Annotated in this window: 23 protein-coding genes and 1 tRNA gene; 7 read left to right on the top strand and 17 right to left on the bottom strand. The window is 42.8% G+C overall.

Annotation, left to right across the window (positions count from 1 at the left end):
• Positions 1–21 precede the first annotated feature (21 nt).
• The 6 genes from WKF66_RS13065 to WKF66_RS13040 form a co-directional block, all read right to left on the bottom strand.
• Positions 22–1,059, bottom strand: a complete 1,038-nt coding sequence (locus WKF66_RS13065; RefSeq protein ID WP_489674904.1) for a glycosyltransferase — start codon at positions 1,057–1,059, stop codon at positions 22–24.
• 2 nt (positions 1,060–1,061) lie between these two features.
• Positions 1,062–2,108 (bottom strand): hypothetical protein, encoded by a 1,047-nt coding sequence (locus WKF66_RS13060; RefSeq protein WP_489674903.1) that lies wholly within the window; start codon positions 2,106–2,108, stop codon positions 1,062–1,064.
• Between the two features lie 55 nt (positions 2,109–2,163).
• A complete protein-coding gene (locus tag WKF66_RS13055; RefSeq protein WP_489674902.1) occupies positions 2,164–3,252 on the bottom strand; it encodes a glycosyltransferase in 1,089 nt (362 codons plus the stop codon).
• Between the two features lie 3 nt (positions 3,253–3,255).
• On the bottom strand, positions 3,256–4,326 hold the full coding sequence (locus tag WKF66_RS13050; RefSeq protein WP_489674901.1) for a glycosyltransferase family 4 protein: 1,071 nt from the start codon (positions 4,324–4,326) through the stop codon (positions 3,256–3,258).
• Positions 4,323–5,378 carry a lipopolysaccharide biosynthesis protein gene (locus WKF66_RS13045; RefSeq protein ID WP_489674900.1) on the bottom strand — a complete coding sequence of 352 codons (1,056 nt, stop codon included), beginning with the start codon at positions 5,376–5,378 and terminating at the stop codon, positions 4,323–4,325. The genes WKF66_RS13050 and WKF66_RS13045 overlap by 4 nt, the downstream gene beginning before the upstream one ends.
• 758 nt (positions 5,379–6,136) lie before the next feature.
• Complete coding sequence (locus WKF66_RS13040) at positions 6,137–7,414, bottom strand: glycoside hydrolase 5 family protein (protein ID WP_489674899.1); 1,278 nt, start codon at positions 7,412–7,414, stop codon at positions 6,137–6,139.
• A 98-nt stretch (positions 7,415–7,512) separates the two neighbouring features.
• Between WKF66_RS13040 and WKF66_RS13035 the strand changes: the two genes are divergently transcribed.
• Positions 7,513–9,045, top strand: coding sequence for a lipase maturation factor family protein (locus WKF66_RS13035; RefSeq protein WP_489674898.1), 1,533 nt, complete (start codon positions 7,513–7,515; stop codon positions 9,043–9,045).
• 62 nt (positions 9,046–9,107) lie between these two features.
• On the opposite strand, the gene WKF66_RS13030 is transcribed toward WKF66_RS13035, so the two are convergent.
• The 4 genes from WKF66_RS13030 to WKF66_RS13015 all read right to left on the bottom strand — a co-directional run bounded on the left by WKF66_RS13030 (position 9,108) and on the right by WKF66_RS13015 (position 13,445).
• Complete coding sequence (locus tag WKF66_RS13030; protein ID WP_489674897.1) at positions 9,108–9,401, bottom strand: PAAR domain-containing protein; 294 nt, start codon at positions 9,399–9,401, stop codon at positions 9,108–9,110.
• A gap of 6 nt (positions 9,402–9,407) precedes the next feature.
• Positions 9,408–11,156: a type VI secretion system tip protein VgrG gene (gene vgrG, locus WKF66_RS13025; RefSeq protein WP_489674896.1), complete on the bottom strand. Its 1,749-nt coding sequence runs from the start codon at positions 11,154–11,156 to the stop codon at positions 9,408–9,410.
• Between the two features lie 75 nt (positions 11,157–11,231).
• Positions 11,232–12,674, bottom strand: coding sequence for a phage tail sheath family protein (locus WKF66_RS13020; protein WP_489674895.1), 1,443 nt, complete (start codon positions 12,672–12,674; stop codon positions 11,232–11,234).
• Between the two features lie 180 nt (positions 12,675–12,854).
• On the bottom strand, positions 12,855–13,445 hold the full coding sequence (locus WKF66_RS13015; RefSeq protein WP_489674894.1) for a Pvc16 family protein: 591 nt from the start codon (positions 13,443–13,445) through the stop codon (positions 12,855–12,857).
• Between the two features lie 345 nt (positions 13,446–13,790).
• On the opposite strand from WKF66_RS13015, the gene WKF66_RS13010 reads away from it, so the two are divergent.
• Positions 13,791–14,510, top strand: coding sequence for a response regulator transcription factor (locus WKF66_RS13010; protein WP_489674893.1), 720 nt, complete (start codon positions 13,791–13,793; stop codon positions 14,508–14,510).
• Between the two features lie 17 nt (positions 14,511–14,527).
• Here the strand turns inward: WKF66_RS13010 and WKF66_RS13005 are convergent, their stop codons facing one another.
• The gene (locus WKF66_RS13005; RefSeq protein ID WP_489674892.1) at positions 14,528–16,888 is read right to left on the bottom strand and encodes a peptide-binding protein; all 2,361 of its coding nucleotides are present in this window, start codon (positions 16,886–16,888) and stop codon (positions 14,528–14,530) included.
• Between the two features lie 130 nt (positions 16,889–17,018).
• Between WKF66_RS13005 and WKF66_RS13000 the strand changes: the two genes are divergently transcribed.
• The 3 genes from WKF66_RS13000 to WKF66_RS12990 all read left to right on the top strand — a co-directional run bounded on the left by WKF66_RS13000 (position 17,019) and on the right by WKF66_RS12990 (position 21,694).
• Positions 17,019–19,397 (top strand): hypothetical protein, encoded by a 2,379-nt coding sequence (locus tag WKF66_RS13000; protein ID WP_489674891.1) that lies wholly within the window; start codon positions 17,019–17,021, stop codon positions 19,395–19,397.
• A gap of 84 nt (positions 19,398–19,481) precedes the next feature.
• Complete coding sequence (locus WKF66_RS12995; RefSeq protein WP_489674890.1) at positions 19,482–20,534, top strand: T9SS type B sorting domain-containing protein; 1,053 nt, start codon at positions 19,482–19,484, stop codon at positions 20,532–20,534.
• 8 nt (positions 20,535–20,542) lie between these two features.
• Positions 20,543–21,694 (top strand): DegT/DnrJ/EryC1/StrS family aminotransferase, encoded by a 1,152-nt coding sequence (locus WKF66_RS12990; RefSeq protein ID WP_489674889.1) that lies wholly within the window; start codon positions 20,543–20,545, stop codon positions 21,692–21,694.
• A 60-nt stretch (positions 21,695–21,754) separates the two neighbouring features.
• On the opposite strand, the gene WKF66_RS12985 is transcribed toward WKF66_RS12990, so the two are convergent.
• The 3 genes from WKF66_RS12985 to WKF66_RS12975 form a co-directional block, all read right to left on the bottom strand.
• Positions 21,755–21,828: transfer RNA gene (locus WKF66_RS12985), tRNA-Pro, on the bottom strand.
• A gap of 150 nt (positions 21,829–21,978) precedes the next feature.
• Positions 21,979–22,578 (bottom strand): erythromycin esterase family protein, encoded by a 600-nt coding sequence (locus WKF66_RS12980; RefSeq protein ID WP_489674888.1) that lies wholly within the window; start codon positions 22,576–22,578, stop codon positions 21,979–21,981.
• 38 nt (positions 22,579–22,616) lie between these two features.
• Positions 22,617–22,823 carry a hypothetical protein gene (locus WKF66_RS12975; protein WP_489674887.1) on the bottom strand — a complete coding sequence of 69 codons (207 nt, stop codon included), beginning with the start codon at positions 22,821–22,823 and terminating at the stop codon, positions 22,617–22,619.
• A gap of 153 nt (positions 22,824–22,976) precedes the next feature.
• Between WKF66_RS12975 and WKF66_RS12970 the strand changes: the two genes are divergently transcribed.
• Both WKF66_RS12970 and WKF66_RS12965 read left to right on the top strand, forming a co-directional pair.
• A complete protein-coding gene (locus tag WKF66_RS12970; protein WP_489674886.1) occupies positions 22,977–23,684 on the top strand; it encodes a hypothetical protein in 708 nt (235 codons plus the stop codon).
• A 93-nt stretch (positions 23,685–23,777) separates the two neighbouring features.
• Positions 23,778–24,218, top strand: a complete 441-nt coding sequence (locus WKF66_RS12965) for a DoxX family protein (RefSeq protein WP_489674885.1) — start codon at positions 23,778–23,780, stop codon at positions 24,216–24,218.
• Positions 24,219–24,238: 20 nt separating this feature from the next.
• Here the strand turns inward: WKF66_RS12965 and WKF66_RS12960 are convergent, their stop codons facing one another.
• Genes WKF66_RS12960 through WKF66_RS12950 form a run of 3 tightly spaced genes read right to left on the bottom strand, consistent with a single transcriptional unit; the run spans position 24,239 to position 25,727 of the window.
• Positions 24,239–24,514: a hypothetical protein gene (locus WKF66_RS12960; protein WP_489674884.1), complete on the bottom strand. Its 276-nt coding sequence runs from the start codon at positions 24,512–24,514 to the stop codon at positions 24,239–24,241.
• 57 nt (positions 24,515–24,571) lie between these two features.
• Positions 24,572–25,123, bottom strand: a complete 552-nt coding sequence (locus WKF66_RS12955; RefSeq protein ID WP_489674883.1) for a TerD family protein — start codon at positions 25,121–25,123, stop codon at positions 24,572–24,574.
• 55 nt (positions 25,124–25,178) lie between these two features.
• Positions 25,179–25,727 (bottom strand): RNA 2'-phosphotransferase, encoded by a 549-nt coding sequence (locus tag WKF66_RS12950; RefSeq protein WP_489674882.1) that lies wholly within the window; start codon positions 25,725–25,727, stop codon positions 25,179–25,181.
• Positions 25,728–25,781 lie beyond the last annotated feature (54 nt).

Raw genomic sequence — 25,781 nt, 5'->3', positions numbered from 1 at the left:
GCGATGGTATAATTACGCTCATTAAGTAGGTATAGTGCATTCGACCGCTCTGATGGCCTGTGTTAGATAGAAGCCAGTTCTAACCTTGCCACTTAACTTCCTCACATTATGTTGATAGAAACGGTGCTGAGCATATGTTATTTGTAAGTCCCTCAATTCAAACAAACTATCCACAAGTATACCGATATTGTGCGTCTCAATGAGCGATGCGATAGCTGATTGTCTTGGTGCGACTATTGGTAGGCCAGCGGCAAGATACAAGGAGAGTTTATGCGGATTGTTATACCTTAAGTAATTACCGAACTTTTCATCCAACCGGTCGACATGTTCTCCATCCCATATGAGTCCAAAAGCTCCATTCAATTCAGCAACAACCTCTATCGGCGAGAAAGTGCCCCGCCATGTCACATTACTTGTTACCCCCACTTTTTCGGTCGCATAATTCGGTCCATATGCGTTTAAGTGCCATCCCCTTAGCACTCCTATCTTATATATAAAATTGCTTTTGCTCAAGTTTCCTGCGAATACAATTGTTCGCAATTCAACTGGCGATCGGCGCTTCGCTTGCCGGACTTCAGCTGCTGTCAGGTAGTCAAAGATCGTCAACGAAACCATTGGAACCGTTACTCCTTTCAAACTGAGCCAATCTCTCATAACATTATTGTGAACAACAATCGCATCATAGTAATTTAAGCGTTGTATCTCTTTACCACCATTATAATCATCGCTCCGACCGTACCGTAGATCATCCAGATCGTGAATTATACAAAAGAACTTTACCTTCTTTAATCTCAAGATTGAGATAACATATTTGAAAATTTTGTTTCCGCTTAACAACGGGTACTGAATTGCCACCATAGAACCCGCCTCAATATGGAAGATAAGTTTTATAATTTGAAGAAATATGCTTACCAGATAACCGCTTCTACTGGCTTTAATATTCAGATTGTAGTCCTTATAACCCTGTTGAACAAGTATCTGTGTACAATCAATAATTGCCTTAGAAGAAGCCGTGTTAAGCTTGTCGTTGAAAGAAATATAGAATTGATATTTGTTCATAATCAACTGGTCGCTGGCCTTGGTAATTTAGGTGTGTTCTTTTCCCTCATTTTCGCGAGCAAGTATAAAAGCAAGATAACGAATAGGGCATAAAAGTTTGATCGGTAACGTATAGCCGAACCCGGATTTAAGAATCCAAATGGATAATGTAAAAACAAGATTCCAATAAAAACAATCAGGTATGTCATGAATACCCTCGGATTAAAACTTAATGATTTGAGGATATACTTCAGGCGGGGTGTTAACAAGATTAAAAAACATACAATTATGGCCAGACTTTCTAAGCCAGATAGCATATGGGCCGGCTTATGTATCATCTCAGAAAACGTAGGCCCAAAAAACGAAATAAACATGCCGTATAAAGCAGATTTAAAAAACCCATAATGCTCCACCCATGGCAATTCGCTGCGAGTAGACCTTGCAAGGGTTGGGTCACTACTTTTAAAATGTATCGCCATTCCTCTCGCGAGCTCATCAATAAGATCCCGGGCAAGATAGATTACGATTACATTTGCTGCTATAATGAAAATCCCTAACCAAAAAGGGAAGTTTTTTTTGTCTTTAAAGGGATGGGTTAAAGTAAGGTAAACAATCGCCTGCAGTACAAACAGTAAGTATTGAGGCTTGAAAATTAAACACAAGTAAAGTGCAAGATAGTCGATAAACTGTAAGGTGTACTTGCCATGTAGTTTTTTTACGAGAACGACGGAGATGATACACATAAAAAAACATCCTACTGCATCTTTGCCAAGTACACTGGTCCATACACCAAAATTAGGAAGCGAAAAGAGGATAAGTATATAAGTAGAATACCTATATAAGTTTAACCGGTCTACCGCATAATATACACCATAGAAAGAAAGCAGCATAAAAGGGATGCACGCAAGAATATCTAACCGTAAAGCGCTCCTGGAAATTGCACCAATAAATTGCATTAATGCTGTGGAGGAATAAAAAATTCTAGGAGTAAATTGTAAAGCAGAATTTAAGTAGTCAAAAGTATCTCCCAAGGTAGTGATGCGCGAGAAAATATAGATCGCGAAGAACATATAAAAAACTTTTATAAAGAAATAAATGGCCCATATCTTTTTAACTTTCATCTTGTCAGATACCGTTATATAATTTTAACCACCTACTTATTACGTCGGGTATTGAATAATTGTCTTTTATATGTTTGCTTGCCGCTTCCAGCTCAGCGTGAGATTTGGGAAACCGGTATGCCCTTATCATTGCTTCGGCCATTACTTGGTGATTATCTACCTCGACAAGTTCTCCAAAACCTCCCATAACCTCTTTCACACCTCCGCAGTCAGTGCCTATAACAAATCTCCCTGCAGCCATTGCTTCAGCCACAACCATCCCGAAACCTTCAAAACTAGAGCTCAGTACAAAGCAATCGCTTTGGTTTAAAAGAAACGGCATGTCGCTCCTTCTTCCTAAAAAATGCACATAGGCGCTTATTTGCAGATCACTACTTAGCTTCTTGAGTATCTTCTCGTCGTTACCTTCTCCGGCAATCACTAAATACACATTGTCAATCTGCTGCCTTACAATCGCAAACGATTGCAACAGCATGTAATAGTTCTTTTGAGGTTCGAGTCTCCCTGCTGAAAAGAATATAAATGATTCATTATCCAGGCCAAGTTCTCCATGCAAAGAATTTGACCAATTTGCACCCTCAATAAATCTTGCAGTATCTATTGCGTTTGGCATATAGGAGGATTTATTCACATCGAAATATCCTTTGCTTAAAAAGTAGGCATAGGCCTCGCGACTAACGTTAGTGGACCATTCTGGTACCTTTCTCGTAAGCGCATAAGCATGCATCACTGTGCGACCATTCTCCCGAATATTATGGGCAGTGTTGATCAGTTTATATTTCTTATTGAAAATCTTAAAAGCCCTTGCAAACAAATTGGCGTGAATCATATGAGAATGAATGATATCGGGCTTGAAATCAACGACCAATTTCTTAAACCTAACATATCCGGACCTCAGCGTAGCGAATTTTCTAATTTCTAATTCATGCACAACGATTCCCGATTGGCGAAATTGTTTTATCATCACCCCGCCAGACTCCATAGTAATCACCTCGACATCGGAGCCTTCTTTAAGCATATTTTTAGCTAGTATCAATAACTGATGCTCTGCTCCACCAAGACGCAATCCGGTAATTAGATACAGTATTTTCACGGTTTACATTGTATTTAATAGTGCTGTCCACTGTCCAACAATTACATTGATATCAAATTTATGGGAATTTCTAAGCGATCTGCTTCCCATTTCCGTCCGTAATTCGCGATCTCCCATCAGCTTGATTAGGGCATCTGCCATTAATTGCTCATTACCGTCTTCAATAAGTATTCCGTTACCATCATTTATGATTTCGGCTGGACCTGTCTTACAGTTGTAACTAACGAGCGGCAAGCCAAACGACTGTGCCTCTAATAACACCATAGGAAAACCTTCAAACCTTGAAGACAAGCAAAATATACTGGACTCCATGTAATGTGACTTAATGTTGGCGGTTCTTGGAATTAAGCGAACCGAAGCAGCAATTCCAAGTGCTTCAACCTTCTCACTTAGCAGCTGTTCGTCTTCGCCAGAGCCGACAATATGTAACTTCCAATTTGTGTCAATTTGTAATGTAACCGTTTTCCAAGCGTTTAACAGCCTATCGAAGCCCTTCTGATAGGTTATTCTGCCCACTGCCAGAACTACAGGCTTTCTATTAATGAGCTCTACAGACATAGGAGTAAACGGTGAAGGGTTAGCAATGGTAACCAGCTTTGATTTGCACTTTAAATTAGTTTTCCATTCTTCTTTGTCTCCAACGGTTAGCGTCACAATGATAGCACTGTATTTCGCGGCTAACTTCCTGGCAATGGTCCGAATGCGAGATCCTAAGGACACATGAAAGTTGAAATGCTCCCAAACAAGATGTTTGATACCTAGCCACCATGAGCTTACGAATGCATAAACGAACATTGCTGAATCAACACTAACTAATATTTCAGGATTAAGAGTTGTCAAAAGCCCTCTTATCTTAAAAACAGTATAGGGAAGAAACTTCGAACTTTGTTTTTTTTGAAAAACGCAAGCAACCTGGATTTCAGAACGTAAGGGAAAGAAAGAGACATCTCCATACATGCTTAACACAGACACCTGCCAGCCAAGCTCGGCAAGTTTATTGGCGATCGCAGAGCAGACCCGCTCGGTGCCTCCGGCGAGCTCGACTGAGGAAATAAAAAAACAAATCTTCTTCATTCTAAAATCCGCTTGTACAAATAGATAGCAGAATAAAGTGCTATCGTTAACAAGGCCGCGGCAAGAGTACCCATAGTTAATGCCTTCGCCCGGCTATCTCTGAACTTTGGTAATGGAAACACGGGCTCATCCATAATTTGAATCAATGGAGTTTCCTTACGAAGCGACATTTTAGATACTTCAAGATCTCTTACCAACTCATACAACATGCTTCTGTTGGTCTCTGCTCCCACCTGGCTACGTTGGGATGGCAACTTTAATACCTCTCTTGCGGGGTTCAAGTTCATACTTGATGAGGAGGCCACTCTATACATTGCACCATTAAGCGCCGCTCTAATGGAGTCGGTCTGATGTTGTAGTAGCCTCAGGTTTTCCGCTGATCTTTTAGTCTTTGTTTGGATGTAATAGTCATTTACCGTTTTAACGATCTGATCATTAAACAACTTAGCGAAGTCTTCGTCAGGGGATCTTACTTCAACCCTCATAAAATTTAAGCGATCATCCTTGCCAACTTGTAAATAATTTGCGTTGATGTCATCTACAAAAGCAGTGATTAAACTATCTTGTAGTCTTGTATAGCTTTTATTCGACTTAATAAAAAAGTTAATATTCTTAAGCTTAAGATGCTCTTTCCAAGCTTCCCTAAGACCATTTATCTTAAGGTAACGGTCAATTACATATTCATTTTTACTGTCCGGAACCTTACTGAGTAACGTCTTTTTAATCATAAAGCGCGTTCTGTAAAGCTGCAGAAGATTTTCACCTTGAAACAGGCCTCCAGCCTCAGGGACATTGAATCCAAGGATAGAAACAAAATCATTTCCCCGGGCATTATTTGTATTCAGTTCCTGTAAGACAAACGTGCTTACCGCCCTGTACTTCAGCGGCTTGCTGTTTGCATAAATAAAGCCCAGTACCCCTCCAACAATCGCTACAATTACAATTACGACCCATTTAGATACGATGTACCTAAACCACTTTATAAAATTAATTAGTATCTCTTTAAATGAAATCTCTTCAGAGAGGGATTCCTGAGTTTGAGTATTTTCCAATGCGGTGTATGAAATCTAACTTGACTACGCTCATTTCGTGCTGAACACTTATTTGAATTGAACAAACGTTTTTTCACATTGTTTAAATATTGACTAAAATCCTCTCATAACGCAGTCAAAACGCTATAAAAAACAGTATTAATCGCGTCTGATAGGAGAATTTACTCGTGGATAACGGTCGACTACGCAACATCTAAATACCATCAGGTCTCTTGTTCAAGCACAACACCTTTTCTTTTAAATTGCACCTGTAATCTCTGCTGGTGGCTTACCATTTAGGGCCTTTCTCATCGATACAACACGAAATGGCAAAATCTAAAAATAACAAGATCGGGCTGAAAAGCTGGTAGGGATCATTCTAATCCTGTGCCTGGCAATAATAGTTTAGCAGTTCTTTAAAAACGACCATAAAAAAACGGACTCTCAGGTAAAAAAGAAATTAACAGAGAGCTTAAAGAGATGGTAACGGAGGCAAGTGACAGCCATTAAACGCTTAACTATGCGCGTTTCCACATTAACCTTAGCTCCGGAATGTGACTTCAAACTTATACCGACAGTGCCGTTCTAGCCAAGCTTTTAGCTTATGGAGAAGTTAATGAAGGTTTTAAATATTGAAATTATGTCAATGCGCAATGCTGATCTCATGTACATCAACGAAAATTACAACAGTAAAAGCAGCAATCTCAATATGGAAGCAAGCATGACCGGACTGGCACAAAAAAGTCCGCAAAAGAGAGTAATCGGTAGGCAGTCGGTAACTAGTCTACAAAAAATGGAACATTCGCAGTCGCCACATGATTATGACCATCAGATGAGTAAACAAATAAACGATAGGCGCCAGACTTCGCTGGCACTGTAAGCATTGCACCAGTGGACAAGGCAGATTCAATCATGCCTTCTATTGGCACTGGTCTGCTTTCGCGGTCACCCCCCTGCCCCAGGTCTGTCGCTTCTGGTAGCAACTCCCATCTGAAGGTAAGATTTTCATTCTCCGGATCTGAAACCGAAAGCATCACTGTATACTTTTCCTGAGGATTTAAATGAATAGAACCAAGCGCTGTTTTGCCATCGATGGTAATCGAACTAATCTTTGGCGCCTTGTTTTGCGGCGGTTTTCCGCTCCATAAATACTGCATAACGTCCAATACCTCTGTGCTTTCACCCTTTTCGGTAAACAATCCATACCAGGTAGGCGTCCTTTCCTGCTTTTGGCCCCATAAAAACACGTAAGATCCAAGGCAATGTTTATCCTTTGCAATGGATGCTTCATACCGGGCTTTATAAACTGCGGCTTTTTCTGTGCTTGTTTCCTCTATCGGTGCTCCCCAGGTTGTTTTCGGGCATTCCCAATGCCCGGTAGGTCCCCATTCCGTAACTAAATATGCACCGGTATATCCGCTACGCTTTAACTGCTCAGGTACCTTAGCCAAATCGCCATATACCTGCACAGAAATCAAGTCCAATGCAGGGCTTTTTACCTTTATGTAGTCAATCTCTTTCTGTCCGATACCAGCAAGCATCGTTGTCGCAGGATGGTTAGGATCCACCTCATGGATCATTTTAGCGATGTCATTCACCGCATCCCAAACCTTTGTGTTTTTATAATCCAGGTTGAGCTCATTACCAATACCCCAAGCCAATAAGGCCGGATAATCTTTATATTTTTGCACCTGTGCCCGCAACTCTTCCAATTGTTTTTTCACAGCGACCGCATCATCATAATTAAATCCATGACGTTCTCTGGCAACATTGAGCCCCATTGTAACGGTTAGCCCAAGGCTTTCCGCCTTATTAAACACAGCCTCTGCCCCATCCGCACTCCAGGTTCGCACAGAATTTCCTCCGGAGGCTTTTAGCTGTTCCATTTTAGCCGTTCCTCCAGCTCCTCTCACGAAGTATGGTTCGCCATTTCTCATCAGCAGGTAGCCGTCTCCGGATTTCACTACCTTAACTACTAAAGGTTTAGGGTTTGGCCGTGCGGATACAACTAATTTACAGAAGATTAACAGGACGAAAACGCTGAAGAAGTGTCTCATATGGATGATGTATTGTTAAAGCTAAAATATATTTATTTAACACCGTATCCAATGTTTATTTAAGGAAAACCACCGCAATAGACAAATGTTGTCGGTATGTGACTGCAATTGATCAAACGGAAACTCCAAGCTACTGGCTCACTCGATTCGTTATTTTACGACTTCTAGGTGTCGTTTATGCTGTCGCATTTTTAGTCTCGATCAATCAAATTATCCCGCTAATCGGCACGAATGGCCTCCTTCCGGCAGATCTCTACTTAAGGCAGGTTGTAGATGCGCTCGGTTCCACCAGCGCGGGCTTTTTCCGTTTGCCATCCCTTTTCTGGTTCTGGCACTCAGATACGGCATTCTTAACGGTTGCCTGGATCGGTTTCATTCTTGCATGCATAGTCGCTGCCGGGTATACAAATGCGATTGTAATGAGTGTATTGTGGATTTTATATATATCCATTATTCATGTCGGCCAAGACTGGTATGGTTACGGTTGGGAAATTCAGCTTACCGAGACTGGCTTTCTAGCCATCTTCCTTTGCCCCCTCCTGGATATGCGTCCTTTCCCAAGATACGCCCCTCCTTTTCAAGTGATCGTTCTATTTCGCTGGCTAACTTTCAGGATCATGCTTGGCGCTGGGCTAATCAAGTTTCGCGGTGATGAGGTATGGCGCAATGGCACGGCGCTCTACTACCATTTTGAAACGCAGCCCATTCCCGGGCCGTTAAGTCGCTTATTCCATTTTCTTCCTCACACACTCGCTAAGATCGGTGTTTGGTTGAACTGGTTAGCGGAGTTAGTAGCGCCTTTATTCACATTTGGACCGCGTTTAGCCAGACACATTGCGGGAATGTTAATTATACTTTTCCAGGTTACTATCATTATCAGCGGTAACCTGTCGTTTCTTAACTGGTTGACAATAATCCCAGCAATCGCTTGTCTGGACGATGGAATATGGGCCAGGATCCTACCACGGCGACTTATAATAAAGGCCCAGGAAGCTGCTGACCGTGAAGAGATATCACGACCAATGGAAATAACTACATGGGTAGTTACCGCATTAATAGGCGTATTGAGTATTCAACCTGCACTCAATTTATTATCTCCGAGACAGATCATGAACACCTCATTTGACCCTTTCGAACTAGTCAATACTTATGGAGCATTTGGAGGGGTTGGCAGGGAACGCTATAACGTAGTCTTCGAAGCAACAATGGACACCGATCCAGCAACAGCGACATGGAAGTCCTATATCTATAAAGGCTTACCTGTTTCTACTACGAGTATTCCGTCTCAAATAGCACCTTATCAGTTGCGGCTAGATTGGCAAATGTGGTTCGCGGCCATGGGAAGTCCACAGGACTATCCCTGGACATTAAATCTTATTTGGAAGCTCCTGCATAACGACTCAGGTGCTACAAGTTTGTTTGCCAGTACACCTTTTCCTGGCAAAAGACCAACATACATTCGTGCCGTCCGTTACCGATATCGCTTTGCTAAGCCGGGAAATCCCCGAGGTGCCGTTTGGAACAGAGAGCCTTTAGGAATCTGGCTCCCCCCAATGTCCGCAGACGACCCGTCGCTAATACAATTTTTGAAGGAATATGCCTGGCTTCCGCTGACGTTCAATGATCAGTAAAAAAAATACCCATAAGTAGGTATTGGAAAACAGTGGTTTAGCATTCAAATTCAGGTATTCATTTAGCCACCAATCATTATTGTTGGCGCTCCAAGCAAGATACTCCCACCATGAGTAGTTGGATCTCCCATTCTTGCTGCCGGTACGCCTCCGATCATTACCGACGAGGAACCTGCAGCAATCGTATCCGGCGGGCCGGAACACGTAAGGACATCACCAACTCTTGCGGCTGGCATACCTCCAATCAATACCGTCGGGCAACCCGGCGGCCTCACCGGTCCTCCCACATGAGGTACGGTTCCCGTTACCATCGGGCATAAGTGCATATCCCCAACTCTTGCTGCTGCTGCTGACATATTTCTTTAGTTAATCTGTACGATTGCGCCTTTAATAATAACGCTTCCCCCGGAAGACACTTCTGTCCCCGTACTTCCAGCGAGCTTTGCCTCGGCGCAGGCATTCATGTTTACATTTAGTCCATCAGCCTTAATGTCACCCGTAGCCTTAAGCACAATATTCTTACTGCTCTCAAGCAGAATACCGCTATTATCCATTACTATCTTATTTCCATTCTGATCTTCCATCTTGATCGAATTGCTTTCTTCAGATAGTACTACCTTGTTGCCACGAGGAGTTTCAATACTGATTGACTTCTTCGCATCATTAAATAGGACCTTCAATTGACTTCGTGATACATAGCCTTTCTCATGGTTGTCGTTGCTACCCGCTAGTGGCGCCGCCCTATAGCTACTGTTCAACATGCCAAGGATGATTGCAAACCTTGGATCATTATTGATAAAGCCAACGATCACCTCATCACCAATCTCCGGCCTGAAAAAAGTACCGCGGTTGTTGCCTGCGTCTAGTGTGCTGATTCTGCTCCAAATGCCTTCATCCTCATTGCTGATGTTTGGCAGGCGTACCATAATTCTATCCTCTCCCTCCGGGTCTCCTTCTAAAGTGGTGACCACTCCAATTTGCAGCCCTTGTATAGCTGGCAGCATACCTCCTGCCATCGGCTGTTGCACATTAAAGCTTTCTGCAAACCACTCTGGCTTCAGACCAAATTGGTAGGTCGTTTTCCAGTTGCCAGCGCTGATCTGCTGCCTAACCCCGGTCACAAATAACTTGCCCTCAAAACGTTCACCTATCCCATTTAACTGGATCATTTGTCCGGGTCTTACGGCGGCAGTGCCATCAGTGGTTATACTTCCCCTAATCTTCGCCAGTTTGTGCTTTAGCATTTTGGCATTCGCCCACTGTTGCAGCTCCTGCTCAGATACCGAGCCACTGTGCTGCAACATAAAGCCCTCATCACCTATCACATTAGCTAGCGTATATGAAGAAAGATTGCCTGCTGGAGAAACCCCCGGGTCTTCCGCTTCAACACCAGTGATCAAGGCATTTCCTGTGGAATCCCAAGCCGTCGCCTTTACCGTTTTGAGCTGCAGCCTTGCGTCGATCTCCGCATCCAAATCATAAACAGTTGCACCATAATGTATTGACAATGCTATTTCCGCATTAAAATCCGGCTTAACAATATTGAGCTTTCCATCTTGCGGTATACAAAGCAATCCGTTCGCGTCTACCCTGCACAGCAGAAAATCCCAGTCCGTACTGTTGTACTGGACAACTTCATCGTGCTGCACCTGAGTGCCTGCTACCTGATGATCAATTCCATACATATCAATCAGTTCCTCCATGATATCGCTGTCCTTCATATCCTTGAAGTACTTGTTTTTACAGGATACGGTCATCTTCACCGCTTTATCTTTACATTCCACCATAAGTAAAGAATTGGTCTTTGTTACTTTAATGCCGTGCGTGATGACAATCCCTTTAAAAATTGTTTCTTCTATACCTCGGTACCCTGCCTTTATTTCTAATTCCCTTCCCGGCTCGAAATCAGGAGTGTTACTGACCTCAAAAGATGCTTTTGAAGGTTCTCCGTCGATGATGATAATACTTGCTGAAGGCATGCGGTTGACTTCCTTGTTCACGATGATGGACAAGACCTGGTATGTTCTTGAAACCTTATGACCATCCGATAGCATTGTGAAGGTGCAAACACTTATAGAGGCATCTGAAGGTATGGTTCTTTCGTCTGGCATAATGAATATAATCTGATTGATTAGTGGTGAAAAAAATACGGGTGTCCCTTGTTTAAGCGGGCTGAAGTGAAGAACCTATTTAACCCTCTCCACTTCCATATTTTGGTTAAATCTCAAAATGATGAACTCTGCCGGACGAACCGCAGCCAATCCGATTTCTACGATCATCCTTCCTTCGAGGATATCCAATGCAGTCATGGTTTTGTTCAAGCCAACGGCCACGTAAAATGCATGTTCTGGTTTGGCACCCTGCAATGCACCCTGGCGCCATAGTGTAGTTAAAAATTTTTCGAGCATATTCTGAACCCTAACCCAGGTATTGGAATCGTTAGGGTCGGAAACAAATCCTTCCGTTGCTTTCTTACAGCTTTCATCCACCATGTTAAAGAAACGTCTTACAGGTACATAACGCCATTCATTGTCGTTCCCAGCGAGTGTTCGCGCGCCCCATATTAATATTCCTTTGCCTGTAAAGGCCCGGATCACATTAATTGACTTGCCGTCTATAGGATCTACGTTCAGGCCGCTTTGCATCTCATCAGTAATTTGTTTAGTTAAGCCAGATACCATATTCAGCTTAATATTAGCAGGCGCCTTCCAAACACCACGTGTACTATCGATCAGCGCATATAAGCCGGCGACAGCTGCACTAGGTGGCAAAATCACCTTTAACTTGTTTAGTTCCAGCTTAACCAGAGACTGAAGTTCTGAACTCAGGGCATCAAAGGCAATTGTTTCGTCAGAAGCTTCAAATGTGCCATCATCATCCATGTCCTTCCTAAGCAAAATTTCAATAGCAGCATCGGTAGTGTCATACAAATAATTTAATGAGGTGCGCAAAAAGGGATGGTAAGCAGCACCATATTTCAGATTAGTGGTTCCAACCCCGCTGGTCGACCTTAAGGCCTCTTCAGTATCTCCATAGCAGTCCATCACCACAAAACGGTCCATGAGTTGTCCAGCCTGTAACAGTGCCATGTTGTATACATCATAACATTCCGCAGCACTGTTCATTGCCGTCGCCTGAGGGAATACAAGCAAAGTAGGCTCATCGTAACGTTTAGCCATTTCCAAACCGGCAAGCATATTAGCAGCGGCAATATCCTGTGAATCGGTACTGCCAACGCTGATTATGTAGCACCGACCGCCACCATTTGCAAAATACAATTGGATATGGTAGTACATTGTTTGCTTAGTGGGTGCTAAAATACTTGCTACGATTATTCTTTTCTCAACATCAAAAGTGGCAAAAGTATACGTCTCCTCAATCAAAACGGAAACTGCTTCCGGCGGCGTTTTTCCAAAATAGGTTTCATATTCGATCAGAGAAGTAATCTTTTTAGCCTCCGAAACTGCTACAGCTCCAATGGTTTCAGTTGGTAATGGCGTTCCTTCAACGCCTGCTCTTTGCGTATAACCTATAAATGCCGGAATAGCCGTTTCTACCTGGACTACTGAAAGCGGAAACTTTGAAATTTCCTCAACGTAGACACCCGGTGTTTTGTAAGATTTTGACATACCTATAGTTATTGGGTTCAATAGTTTAATAAAATACTAGGGATAATTGGATATTGCCGTTTTGGACAACTCCCTAGCTGATCCTTACCTGGATTTGGCAGTAGTAAAACATAGCCAAGTAGACCCCAAGTGAGCACTAAGGTCTTAATGAGTCAACCGTGAAAAGTATCTTATACGCCATTATACTGGTAATTTTTTTCGGCCATTAATTTCTATTTCAGTAATGATGCCCCCACCGGCGATTAATGCCTCCTCATCAAGAGTCACCTGCCTCACCTTATACAGCACCGATGGCATATATTTGCCGCCTAAAATGCTCCATAAATGGTTGATCTGCTCAAATCCCATTGAATGCAGGTCAAGCATCAGCCTCTGTATTTTCGGGTCAAGTCCGGGATGAGTCTGAGGAGTAAATACTTTTTGATACTGAAAGAACTGGATAATAAATCCGAGCCATTTCAGGGACTCTGCATAATCCGCCCTGTTCACAGCCAGGACAATATACAGGTTGAGGTAGAGGGGAGGATTTTTATAGATCACTCTACTATCCGCTCTTAAGTCGTTTGGATGCTGTTTGGGAACACGATCTTCTTCCACGTTGACCAGCGAGAGTATGGCTTTATTTGATAAGGAATTAACACTAGTAGTGTCATTATCCATTGCCTTGGAAAGATTTTCGAGAACAAGCCTGGGATCGGTATTGACACCAAGTTTTTGGGAAAGGTATTTGTTAACCTCGTCAGCGATAAATTTTAGGGTCTCGTTTATCATACCTCAGCGTTTAACTAGCTCGTACACTAAGATATCAGGATGGAGCTCCTAAAAAAATAGCTATAAGTAGTCATTTTGTGGGTAGCGTTACGCCCAGTCATCCCAGTGAAGACCGGGACCTCGGACTGGGTGGCATCGCCACTTCCTTGTGTTTGCCAAAACACTAAAATCTCAGGATGACGAAGTTTTTACACCTGTCATCGCCACTTCTCTGCGTTTGCCATAACACTAAATCTTACATCACGCTGCGCATATCATTAGTCTGAGAAAAATTATTTCTTTTCTCTATAAAAGACTTCTAATAACTTGTATATTAGGTATGTACAATCGCCAAAACCTACAGTTATGAAACCCTATTCCTCAACAACGATGGGACAGCACTGCGATGCAGAACTGCTGATCATAGGAAACAACCTTGAAAGAAATGTACTGAGTATAGAAGACGTAGGAGACTACATTCCAGGGGGGGTCATGGTACAAGACTTAAAGATCATGACGAATACTTATATGAACCGATACGGCTGCGACTATCTCAGACAGGATAGGCAAGCGTTGCTCGCCATGGGTCCGCAGTTTTTTGAAAGATTCTTCCCTCCGGAGGAAATGAGAATTATAAAGCCTGAATTGCGAAAATTTGTAATGGAAAACAACGGAGAAAAAGTACATTCTTTTTTCCAGCGGATCCGTCCCGATGAAACGACCAAATATGAATGGTTCTACACCACTTCAAGGTTATATCCAGGGAGTGGTGTAGACGGCTCCTTAAAGATATTTCATGTGGCCGTCAAAGCAGATATGCTAAGTTACATCGGGAGAAAATTGAATGACCTGGTGGACATGGACGTGTACGTCACAAAACATCACCATCTCTTCGCAACGCTGAGTTTAAGGGAGAAGCAGATTATACGCTTGATAGCAGACGGAAACACCAGCATACGGATTGCAGAACAACTATTTTTATCCATCCACACTGTCAATAACCACCGCAAAAATATCCTTCACAAACTAGAAGTGACCTCTATTTCACAACTCGTTAAGTTTGCCACAGCCTTTGCCATTATCTAAGTCCCACGCACAATTCCCTATTCTACCAGCAACTGGATCACCACTACTTTCTGACTCCGCATGAGTTCAACAGCCACTATTTTCTTTTCAACCCGAGTCCTTAACGCGGCAATCAGCTGATTTACATTATCAACCGGCTTACCCTCCACGCTGCGAATCACGTCTTTAGCCTGGATACCAGATTTAAACAGTAGTGATCCGGGCGCAGACTTAAGAACAATTATACCGTTCTCATCTGGGAGTCCGTAAGCCGACCTGTCCCCTAATCCTTGTACAGACTTCACCATACCACCAAGCAGTGAAACCTCGATTTGAAAAGTTCCTGCACTTTCTTTCACATCCAGCTTCGGGATCACCGGGCTGCCAGCAAGCTTTCTAAGTGGTGAATACTGAACACCAAACACCTGAGGGAAATTCGTGAAGCCAATATTCAATGCATCCGAAGTTTCTTTAACCCTGAAATCTCCGCTTTTAGCATCTACGAATTGCGGGTCGCCATAACTGCTTCCGAGATCATTTCCAAGCGCCTGGCTTTTCGCTAAAGCATCTTGAGTAGGAAAGAAGTTGCCGTTAACTTCTTTGCCCCAATAATTCATCCAGATCGGTGCATAAGATTGCATCACGATATTATGGCTAAAAACATCAGCACTCGCTTTGAACCAGACATGTGGATGAAAGGAGTTGTTGATCATAATATTATTCTCCACGATCCGGTGAAAACCTTCTCGGAGCTTTAAACCACCGTTCAGACATACGTTATTGTAAATGTGATAATTGGAAGAGCCGTCATCCAAATCTATGTCCCAGCCATGATCGCAGCGGAACCTGTTGTCATGTATCACGTTCTGGTTAACGGCATCCAGTAAGATCAACTCAGGGTGCTCAGTCGTAATTTTATTCATGTATTCTCGGTCCGGATCCCAGAAGCGGTCTCTCCCCCAGGAATTGAATGCCCCATGATCTCCGGTTTCCAGTACAGTATCAAAAACATCATTATGAGCGATCTGATGACCTCCCCAACAGCCGTCTCCAATATTAATTCCGGCCCTGGGAGTATGATAAATGCTGTTATAGGTCACTGAAATCTGGGAAGACATCGCAATCTGAACCCCGGTTGCCTGTTTTTCCAGCTCTCCCAGATGGTGAAATAGATTGTCGTTAACGCTGCATTGCTGAGGATAATCCCTCGTAAGCGGTCCTGGCTGAAGATCTACTTTTTCCAGCGGAAGGTGCTCGACATAATTAAACAGCGGGGAACGCACCGCCTTTGGCGATCCTACAAAAGAAACCGCACTTGCTCCAATCTCATAGATGTGACAACGCTCAACAAGGCCAGAGCGATTATAATTACTGAATACAATCGCATTTCCACCCAGTCCCTGAAATTTGCAACCTAGTATGCGGGCATGTTCAGTCCCGTCCAACAACACGGCTCCACCGCGATACATGGTCCAGTCGCTTCTAAGCAATGGCTCCTTCGTGTCCATGAAGCTACGCTCATTGTGTAGGAAAGTTAATCCCTGAAGGGTGATGTTCTTGAGCGGAGCATCCGCATTCCCCAAGAGTTCAATGGAATTTTTAAACCTGGAAACTCCTATGACCGCAGTTTTCAAGTTAGTTCCGGTTGCGGGATGATAGTAAAGTATAGAGCTGTTACGGTCGAGGAACCATTCTCCGGGAGCATCCAGCTCTTCAAAGATATTCTCTACAAAACGCCTTTCTGCATGAAGCGGACTCGGACGGTTATTCTGATAGCCGCCTTCAAGGACAAGCTCCCCTTTCGCATTTTTACCAGTCATTTTGAAATCAAAACTTCCCCATTCCCCGCTATGTAGACCATGCAGGTAGCCACCTGCGGGATTCTTCCAGCCAGCGACCCTCTGGCTAGATACTGCATCTGCTGCCGTACCGTTATAAAAGCGCGCAGTGGTATCAAAATTTGGATATCGGGCCAGTATTTGCAGCTTCCCATTTACATAAAGCCGCTCAAAGGTTACTCCTTTTGGTATTTTCGCAGTCCTTATTCCCGTCGTAGCACTGGCCCAGCTAAGCGTCAGTTTCCTGCCCGCACTGATCACTGTCTCCCCATCCGAAGCACCTTGTATCATTAAAGATGCAGCTTGAAAAGAACTGGAGGAGATTTTTAAGGTTTGATCCAGATAATAGGTGCCTTTAGCCATATTAATGATGACATTTCGGTTCTTCAATGCCGCTGCCTTTGCTACGGCACTAGCCAGCGTAGACAGTGGTTTTGCTCTAGTACCAACAGCGCCGGGCATTCCTGATTTTGATACATAGAGCGTCACCGGATCTGAAGCAAACAGCTGGAGGGACAGTAAAAGCAGGTAGGCAAATGAAAATAAGGATTTTGCACGCATTTTTTTAATCATTGAAAAGCTAAACATCTGATTTTTATCGTAAGGTTACAAGAAATAGCTACATTAGTTATACAAACAACCGCTAAAGTAAATACCAATGTTCTCTTCCACCATCTTTCAATCGTGTAGAGTGAGAATTCGCATCATCCTGCTGTTATGCTGCTTCCTTTTATTCCGCCCTGAACTATCGGCGGAAGATATCCTGGTGACTAGCAACGCTGACAGCGGTCCAGGGACATTACGGGAAGCGCTTGCCACTGCAGGCACCAACGGTAATACAAATATTGACCGGATCACTTTTAATTTACCGGGCAGCAGTCCACTTGATCGTATCATTGAAATACGAACCGAACTGCCCACAATTACTACCGACGTCATTATTGATGCGTCAACCCAATCAGGGCCGAATGCAGCAATTAACGGCGCAAAAGTCACAATTGACGGAAGAAGTTTCGATTACGTTCCTCAGCAGACACAGACGCTGTTTAAGATTATAAACGTGGGTAGATTCGAGTTATACGGCATCGTCATCAGGAATTTCATTGATTATGAGACAGATACTGGTGTTTTCCCAAAAAATATCATTATGCTTGATTTTTATGGCATCAATCAGAAGGTGGTATTAGGAGCTCCTGGAAAGGGTAATGTGATTTACAATACTGGCGGTATCCGTTGTCGTCAGGACTTCATGATCAGTAACAGACCACAAGTGCGCGACATGGTGATGAAGAGTAATATTTTTGGCATAAAGGAAAATGGAGTAGACATCGCTACAGAAGTGATTCCCCAAATCTATCTAATGCGTACCTTTATTTCGGAAATCGGTGGCGAGACCCTAGTAGAAGGAAATCTAATATATGGTGCTTTTACAATTGCCTATGCCGACACTGAGGAAATGATACCGGAAAATATCGTTTGTATCATGAAAAACAATACTTTTTGCGCAAATAAAGACGGTGACAATCAAGGTCAGGTTGATCAATATGCAACTTTGAGCGTAGGACTTTACACGCCCGGTTTAACTAGAAATAGCGGATCTACAAGTGTTAGGATTGAGGATAATGTCTTTGGTTGTAAGGTTAACATGGGTGGGCTCAATAATGTAGATGTAAAGATATCTGGCAATTACTTTGGAACTTCTCGAGACCGATCGAAAAAATTGCCTATTCACAATGAGGCGATCCTGATATCTCAGATGAATGGTAGGGTGTTAGTTGGCGGTAGTACAAATGCTGAAGGCAACATCTTCACAAACACAGGGACTTACTCAACGATTAATTATGAACCTTTTTCAATACGGTCTTATGAAGTGAGAAATATTGAGCTAAGCCACAATTCTTTTTACTGCAACAAAGGGATTCCCTTCATTCACCAGGATACAGGCCCCTTTGCTAAGCCGATAGAGGTCATTTTAAAAGAAAAAACACCAACCTATGTAGCCGGAACAACTAAACCTGGTGCCAGGGTAGAACTGTTTTATACTGATGCGGAATGTACAAATTGCCAGCCTAAAAAATACTTTGCTACCGTAACTGCAGATAATAACGGGATTTGGAAATACGAAGGGGCAATAGAAACTGGCGTTTCAGTAATGGCATCCGCTACGCTTAATCAAATGAGTTCTGAATTTTCTGATCCAAGAATTTACTTGTTGCCTTACAATGAACCTTTTTTCAAGATCACACATCAAACTTGTGACAGCTTCAACGGGACGATAAAAAATGCGTTTACTGTGAATGTAGATAAGATAGCATGGTTGGACGAGAAAGACAATGTAGTAGCCACTACACTTGACGTTGAGAATCTACCTGCAGGTAAGTATAGGTTAAAAGCAGACCAATTTGGATGTATTACCTATTCCGATTGGGTGGAAGTTGAAAACAATATTCCTCAGCTTTCTTTCAATGCCATACCTGAAATTATACATGCATCATGCGGAAAAGGTGGATCGGTATTAAATTTATACCCGAACTATTATACAGAGATACAATGGCTCGACAAGAACGGCACAGTAAAGGGTAAGGACCGCGAATTGCGAGATGTCCCTGCTGGCGAATATACTTTAAGGTTGACGGGCTTAGCAGGTTCGGGATGCGTCAAAGAGTTTGGGCCATACATTATTGCTAATGTCAGTGGTCCTGTAATCGATGACACTGCCGTACAACAAAAGGACGCCACTTGCGTTGCCCCCACTGGTAGCATCCGAAACATAAAAGTAACCGGTACCGGAAAACTTACCTATGTATGGCGAAATGCCATTGGCGAGAAAATAGGTCAAGATGCCGACATTGATCAATTGTCAGAGGGAGCTTATAAGCTTCAGGTAACTGATGAAAGCGCCTGCGGAATCATAGAATCTGCAGAATTCATTATTAAGAACATTAACAAGATTGAACTGGATGATCAAAATGCAATTTCGACACCTACCAGCTGTAATTCACCTACAGGTTCAATTAAAGGCATTACACAAACCGGTGCCGCAACATTTAAATGGCTTGATGGAGACTGAGAAGTTGTAGGAAACACTTTAGAACTGAGCGGTGTACCTGCAGGCACTTATCACTTAGTAATCACCAATACTTTAAATTGCACTGTGGAAAGCAGGCCATTTACTATCAGCGTTGCTACGACCATCTTTCCTTTTTACAACGTGTCTGCCTCTCCTTCCAATTGCGATCAGTTCAACGGAAAAATAGATATCGACTTTGGGACTGGTATTCGTCCCGATCAGATCAGAGTGGTAGATCAGGGCGATGCAGCCGTAGGAAACACTTCCAGCATTGCCAATCTAAGGCCTGGTAGCTACAAGATTTTTTTTAAAAACGACGGAGAGTGCGAAACATTTTACAGGCAGATCGAAATCACTCAGGTTCCAATGTTAGAGGTTAACGCCAACGCTTTGTCAGTTATTGGAGATGATTGCAACCGGGGAAATGGCCGCATCAGCGGGATTAGTATTAGTGGAGGTCTTCCGCCCTATACTTACGTTTGGGTGGAGAATGCATCAGGACAGAGTTACTGTACGCTTGATCTTTTAAATCTGCATGCAGGCATTTACAGGTTAACCGTACGGGATGTAAACGGCTGTACGATAGCAACTGATGCGATAAGTCTCCAAAACACGGGAGAGTTCATTGCCGCCCCTCTGGTACAGCCAATTAACGTCTGTCCAGGAATGCGCGTACAAGTAAATGTGAAAAATCAGCAACCAGGTTCAGGAGTGTACAGCCTATATAAAGGTACATCAACAGTACCGGAGCACACTAATAAAACAGGAGACTTTACAATTACGGCAGAACCAGCTTCTTCCTATTACTTAAGTTACAGGCTCGGTGAATGCGAAAGTGTTCATGTACCTGTCAAACTAAACTTCGAGGGTATCAGTATGCGTATCCCAAGCACGTTCTCACCAAATGGCGACGGTGTTAATGACGTTTGGTTGATCCATGATTTAGCTAAATACAAATACATTTCGATCACTATCTTTAACAGGAATGGCCAAAAGGTATTTAGTGAAAATGGTTCTGGTAAGCCGTTTGACGGCACCTGGAAGGGTTCAGTCTTGACTATAGGAACTTATTATTACGTCATCAACATGAAGGGCACCTGCGGTAATCTCACCGGTAGCGTTACAATATTAAAATAATTCATAAGATGATACCCAGAGGGAAATTATATATTAGTACAAGGGACATTGTCTCGGGAATGTACTTTTGTCTTACAGACCGCTTTTCCTCTCCAAACGCGAATCAAGATACCGATAAACTCATCTGCCTTTCCGTTCGGACGGGTTTTGATTTGGCCCTAGAAGTCTTAAATTTTGCACCTGGGTCAGAGATCTTAGTCACAGATATTAATATACCCGATATGTTCGGTATTATTGAACGTCATAACTTAACGTCCATTCCAATCCCAGTCAACAAGCACACATTAAATATTTCAGCCAGGACAATAGAAGCTGCAATAACTCCGCTCACAAAAGCAATTTTAATCACTCATGTCTTTGGTGGAGTCAGCGAAACAGACAAAATCATAGCGGTTGCAAAAAAGCATAATTTAATCGTATTTGAAGATTGTGCACAGGCGTATGCCGGTAATCTCTATGACGGCAATCCTGAATCAGATGTGGTGATGTTTAGTTTCGGCTTTATTAAGACGAATACAGCAATTAAAGGGGCAGTGATAAAAATAAGAAATCCAGTGCTGTATGCCGCAGTTGTTTTGCGGAACGGAACATATAAACGACAAGATACCATAGGGTACCTCAAAAAGCTCTTTCAAGTTGCTTTTTTCAAAATGTTAATGAGTAAGCTTGTTTACACCGCTTTTTATAAGATCATGATAGCTAAGGGAAAAGATTTCGATAAGGTTTTATCAGGGTTCATCAAAAGCTTTCCCGGGGAGAAGATTTTTGAACAGATTCGCTACCGGCCGTGTAGGCCAAACGAACAGCTACTACAAAAGAAACTTAAGAACTTCAACCAAAATGATATCACTAAACGGGTGCAGCTAGCTAATGACATTCTACAAAATATTCCGGATAGTTACAAAGTAGGCTTAAAAAACAGGAAGCATACTCACTGGGTGATGCCTGTCGAAACCAATGATCCAAACGGCTTGGTTGAGTATTTACGCAAGAACGGCTTTGATGCCTCGCAAAAAGCTTCAAGTATGGTCCAGTTGAAAAAGACCCATCCTCCCTGCCCTGAGGATTTGATATTAGAAAAGCTCGTTTATTTGCCTGGTTATTCTCAAATGAGCGCAAAGGAATGCGAAAAATTGACAGCGCTCTTAATTGCTTACTGAGGCTAGCTTAAAAAACTGAAAAAGGCCTTAAATCGATGATTTGAGGCCTTTTTCAGTTTGTCGGGGTGGCAGGATTCGAACCTACGACCTCCTGCTCCCAAAGCAGGCGCGATACCGGGCTACGCTACACCCCGAACTGGTATCTTCTTTTTTTACTTCAAACTAAATCCTTTCCAGGCTTTTGATAAGTTCATCGGAGTGCCTTATTTCTGAAGTGCTGCAAAGATATAAAAATTAATATGCCCACCTAAAATATTATGAAATAAATTAAACTGTCGCATCGCCTACTCATACCCCGAAGGATACGTATCAGGAATTTCATTTCTTGGTTTAATCTTTAGTGGTTTAAGCGCGGTGGTCTTGTCAATATAGACGAACGCATCATATCTAGACGGCATAATCGATGGCACATAGTTTCCTCGTTCACTATTTGGGTTATACTGAACACCAATGGCCCGATGGCCAATGGATGACGCAACCTCATAATTGCCCCACATCAAGGTCGGCCATCTGTCATACTGATGCAAAAGGGCAGTAGCTTGTAAGCTGTCCTTCAACGGACCGCTTACAAGCTGATTTACCCGGTAACTGTCTGCCCACTGGGCCTCAGCCGAGATCATATCGAAACCTTTTTCCTGAATAAGTCGCTTCGAAATAGCAGAGCGCCATTTGTAATACTCAGTTGTACCATGTGAGGCCTCTCCGAGCAGTACTATTCTGGCGTCTCCGATAGCAGTGACCAATAGGCCTAAATCCCGCTCATTTAGCAGCGGATGAAATGGCAAATTCTTTAACGTAACTTCCGGCGTTTTCTTCTTACATGAAAGCCCAATCATTAGCGTTACAAGCGCTAAGACACTGAGTATCTTCTTCACCTTTTCCATAACATTTCGCTGCTGATGGAGCACTAAACCTCAACTCTCTAAACGCTATTCTGCTGCTTTTTAGTCGTATTTTCTGGGTCTGTTTCTCTTATAGCCTCACCTCCGGACTCATCCTTAAAGTGCTTGCCTTTTCCGTTTTTACTTACACCGGGTGCACCCTTTTGCGGATTTTCCTTAACTTCTCCTTTGTGGTTCGGCTTTGATCCGTCTTCGGATGTGTTGCCAACATTACTTTTCTGAGTCATAGCTTTGATTTTAAACAATACTAGCCATCAACCCTATCGTTTTTACTTTTGTTTGTCACAATCCTAAATTATGTAGTCCTTGCAATCTTGGATTTAAAGTGTAACGTTTAATGATAGATGGGGTCTTACAGATAATTAAATAATCTTAATGAAATGACTGGTAAATATCCCCTGCTCTGCGTCTTCTTGACCACTATTTCCACTGCAATTGTATCTTGCAGCAGTTCTAGCAATGATAGTATTCCAGCGTCAAAGGAAGCTAGTAAATTCTCTAAAGAAGAAGTCAAGAATGTGGTCTCCAATTTTAAGGAAGCAATTCCATTGGATAGTACTACTGTTATTCTTTATCCGCTGACCTTTAGTGTTGCTCAAAAAGATGAAGACGAGGTGAGAAGCTATTCGTCGAGTCCGGTGGGTGGCCCATACTGGAATATTGCCTTCTATGACACTAAAACCGGAGTTTCAAAACTGCTTGCTTCGGGACCAGCGATACGTATCAATTCATTTCAAAAGATGAAAGATGTGATGATATATTCAGTAACGTCCATCGATTACGATGGCGATGGAGAGCTCAACGAGCATGACCCTATATATCTGTACATCTCGGACCTGGCCGGAAATTACTTTAGACAAGTTACACCTGATAGCATACATGTAAGTAGCTTCCAAAGTATTGACAAATCGAACTTTTTATTGATTCAAGCTCAGATAGACTCAAGTAAAGACAAGAAGTTTGGCAGCAATGATCCGATCGTACCAATGATATTTGATATCAAAAAAGACGAAACTGCAAGAAACACGTTTAGTAGTGCTTTTACAGCAGAGGTAAATGGTGTTTTCAACAAAACGTACAAGAACTAAACATTCGCTTCGTTATAATATCGATTAGTCGGTATCTGCCCCATGATAAATGTAACAAACCCAGACTGCATTTGTTACTCCATAAAGCCTATTATGAGAATCCAGCGTAGAGACCATACAAGCATCCTGCAAAAAGCAGCGAGAATACTCTTAGGCACGTTTATGGTTTTCGCCGGCGTAGCCCATCTGACCTTTCAGCGTAAGGCTTTTCAGGCACAGGTTCCAGATTTTGTTCCGGTCTCAAAGGACCTGACTGTAGTACTATCCGGGTATGTGGAAATTGCATTGGGCCTGACACTGATATTTTGGAGAAAGCAGAGGATAAACACAGGTTTTTTTCTGGCAGTATTTTTTATCCTGGTATTCCCTGGGAATATCGCTCAGTACGTCGGTCACAAAACAGCATTCGGTCTTGATAATGATCAAAAACGGTTAGGAAGGCTTTTCTTTCAGCCGGTGCTGATCTTATGGGCGCTCTGGTCTACCGGCGCATTATCGAAACTTGTTCAGCAAAAGCAGCTGAATAACAGATAAACTGATGCTACCTACTCGACTTAAGCCGAGGCTCCATCACTTCGCTTATTGATGATGAGTTCGTCAACAGTCAACTTCCCAACCTTTAGGTCTTTAATGACCGCGCGTTTTATAACAATCGTACCGATGGCCAGTGCACCGATAGCAACTGCGCCGACTGCCAAAGCGCCAATCGCTAATGCGCCTAGTGCTGAAGCACCTATTGCACCCGCTCCCAGCGACCCGGCTCCAACTGCTACGGCTCCCTTGGCTTCTGCAGCCGTTGTCTTAAATAAAGAAGAATCTAAAAGTTTCATATTTTTAAATTTGGCATGAGAAAAGCAAAAACAGCACCAAGATGGAGTGCATAAGACTTACTGGTATTTATCTACGTAATCTTGAAGTCCGCCTCTCCTACCAATACCTACTGCTTCAAACTTCCATGCGCCATTGCGACGGTAAATTCTTGCGAACTCAACTGCAGTTTCGATGGAGAAATCTTCTTCCAGCTCGTATTTCAACATTTCTTCGCCATTGACGTCAATTATCCGAACGAAGGAATTTTTCACTTGTCCGAAGTTTTGTCTCCGGGAAGCCGCTTCATGAATTGTAACTACTACACACAATTCGCTGACGGCTGGATTTACAATGGAAAGATCCACATTTATGGATTCATCATCACCATCGCCCTCTCCTGTTAGGTTGTCACCAGTATGAATAAGTGCCTCGTCCGGCGAAGTAAGATTGTTATAAAACACGAAATACTCATCAGAAATTAATTTCTTATTTTGTCCGAGCATGAATACGGAAGCATCTAAATCGAAATCATGACCACTGGAAGAACTGTTCGTATCCCATCCCAATCCTATACTAAATTTCGGACCTGTTAAATTTTCACGTTGTCCTTTTTGTAAATTGATAGCCATGCGCGTAAGTTTGTTATAGGTAAAGAAGGTAGTTCAAATTTAAGAGATTTTTTACTTAGTTCTCCAAAATTAAAAACCTGCCAGGCACCCTATCGGTCAGCCAAACCTCATTTTCTGAAAGATAAAACAGATAGCCATTGTGATGCATTTCTCCGGCAAGTACTCTAAAAACCGATGGCTTTCCATGCCTACGCCCGACTTGTACTGCCGTCTCTCTGTCCTTACTCAAATGTAGATGCTGGCGGTTCCGCTTTTCAAGCCCGCTGTTTAAAATAGAAGCTATTGAGGTTTCGCTAGTTCCGTGGTAAAGTATTTCTGGTGGCTTTTGCGCCTTGTAACCCAATTCAACTTCGACCGAATGGCCCTGACTAGCACGAATTCTTTGCTTGCTTTCGTCAAAAGCGAAGCGTTTTTTGTTATTGGTGTCTACGACATAACTCAACAACTCCATATCTAAATGCTGACCATGTTCGTTAGCCTTTTTTAAGAGTTCATCTACAATCGCCCAGCCCTGAGCATCGAGTTCAATGCCAATCCGCTGTGGCTGGTGCCTTAATATCAAGCTTAGAAATTTGCTGATACGAGTAATATCTTTTTCTTTCATTGTGCTCACCAAATCATCGCAAATACGCCCAGTAAAATAAAATTGCTGGTAATA

The organism is Pedobacter sp. (assembly GCF_037719805.1).
Lineage (GTDB): Bacteria > Bacteroidota > Bacteroidia > Sphingobacteriales > Sphingobacteriaceae > Pedobacter.
Note: the sequence above shows the minus strand (reverse complement) of the source record. Positions and strands in the feature narration are given on the sequence as shown.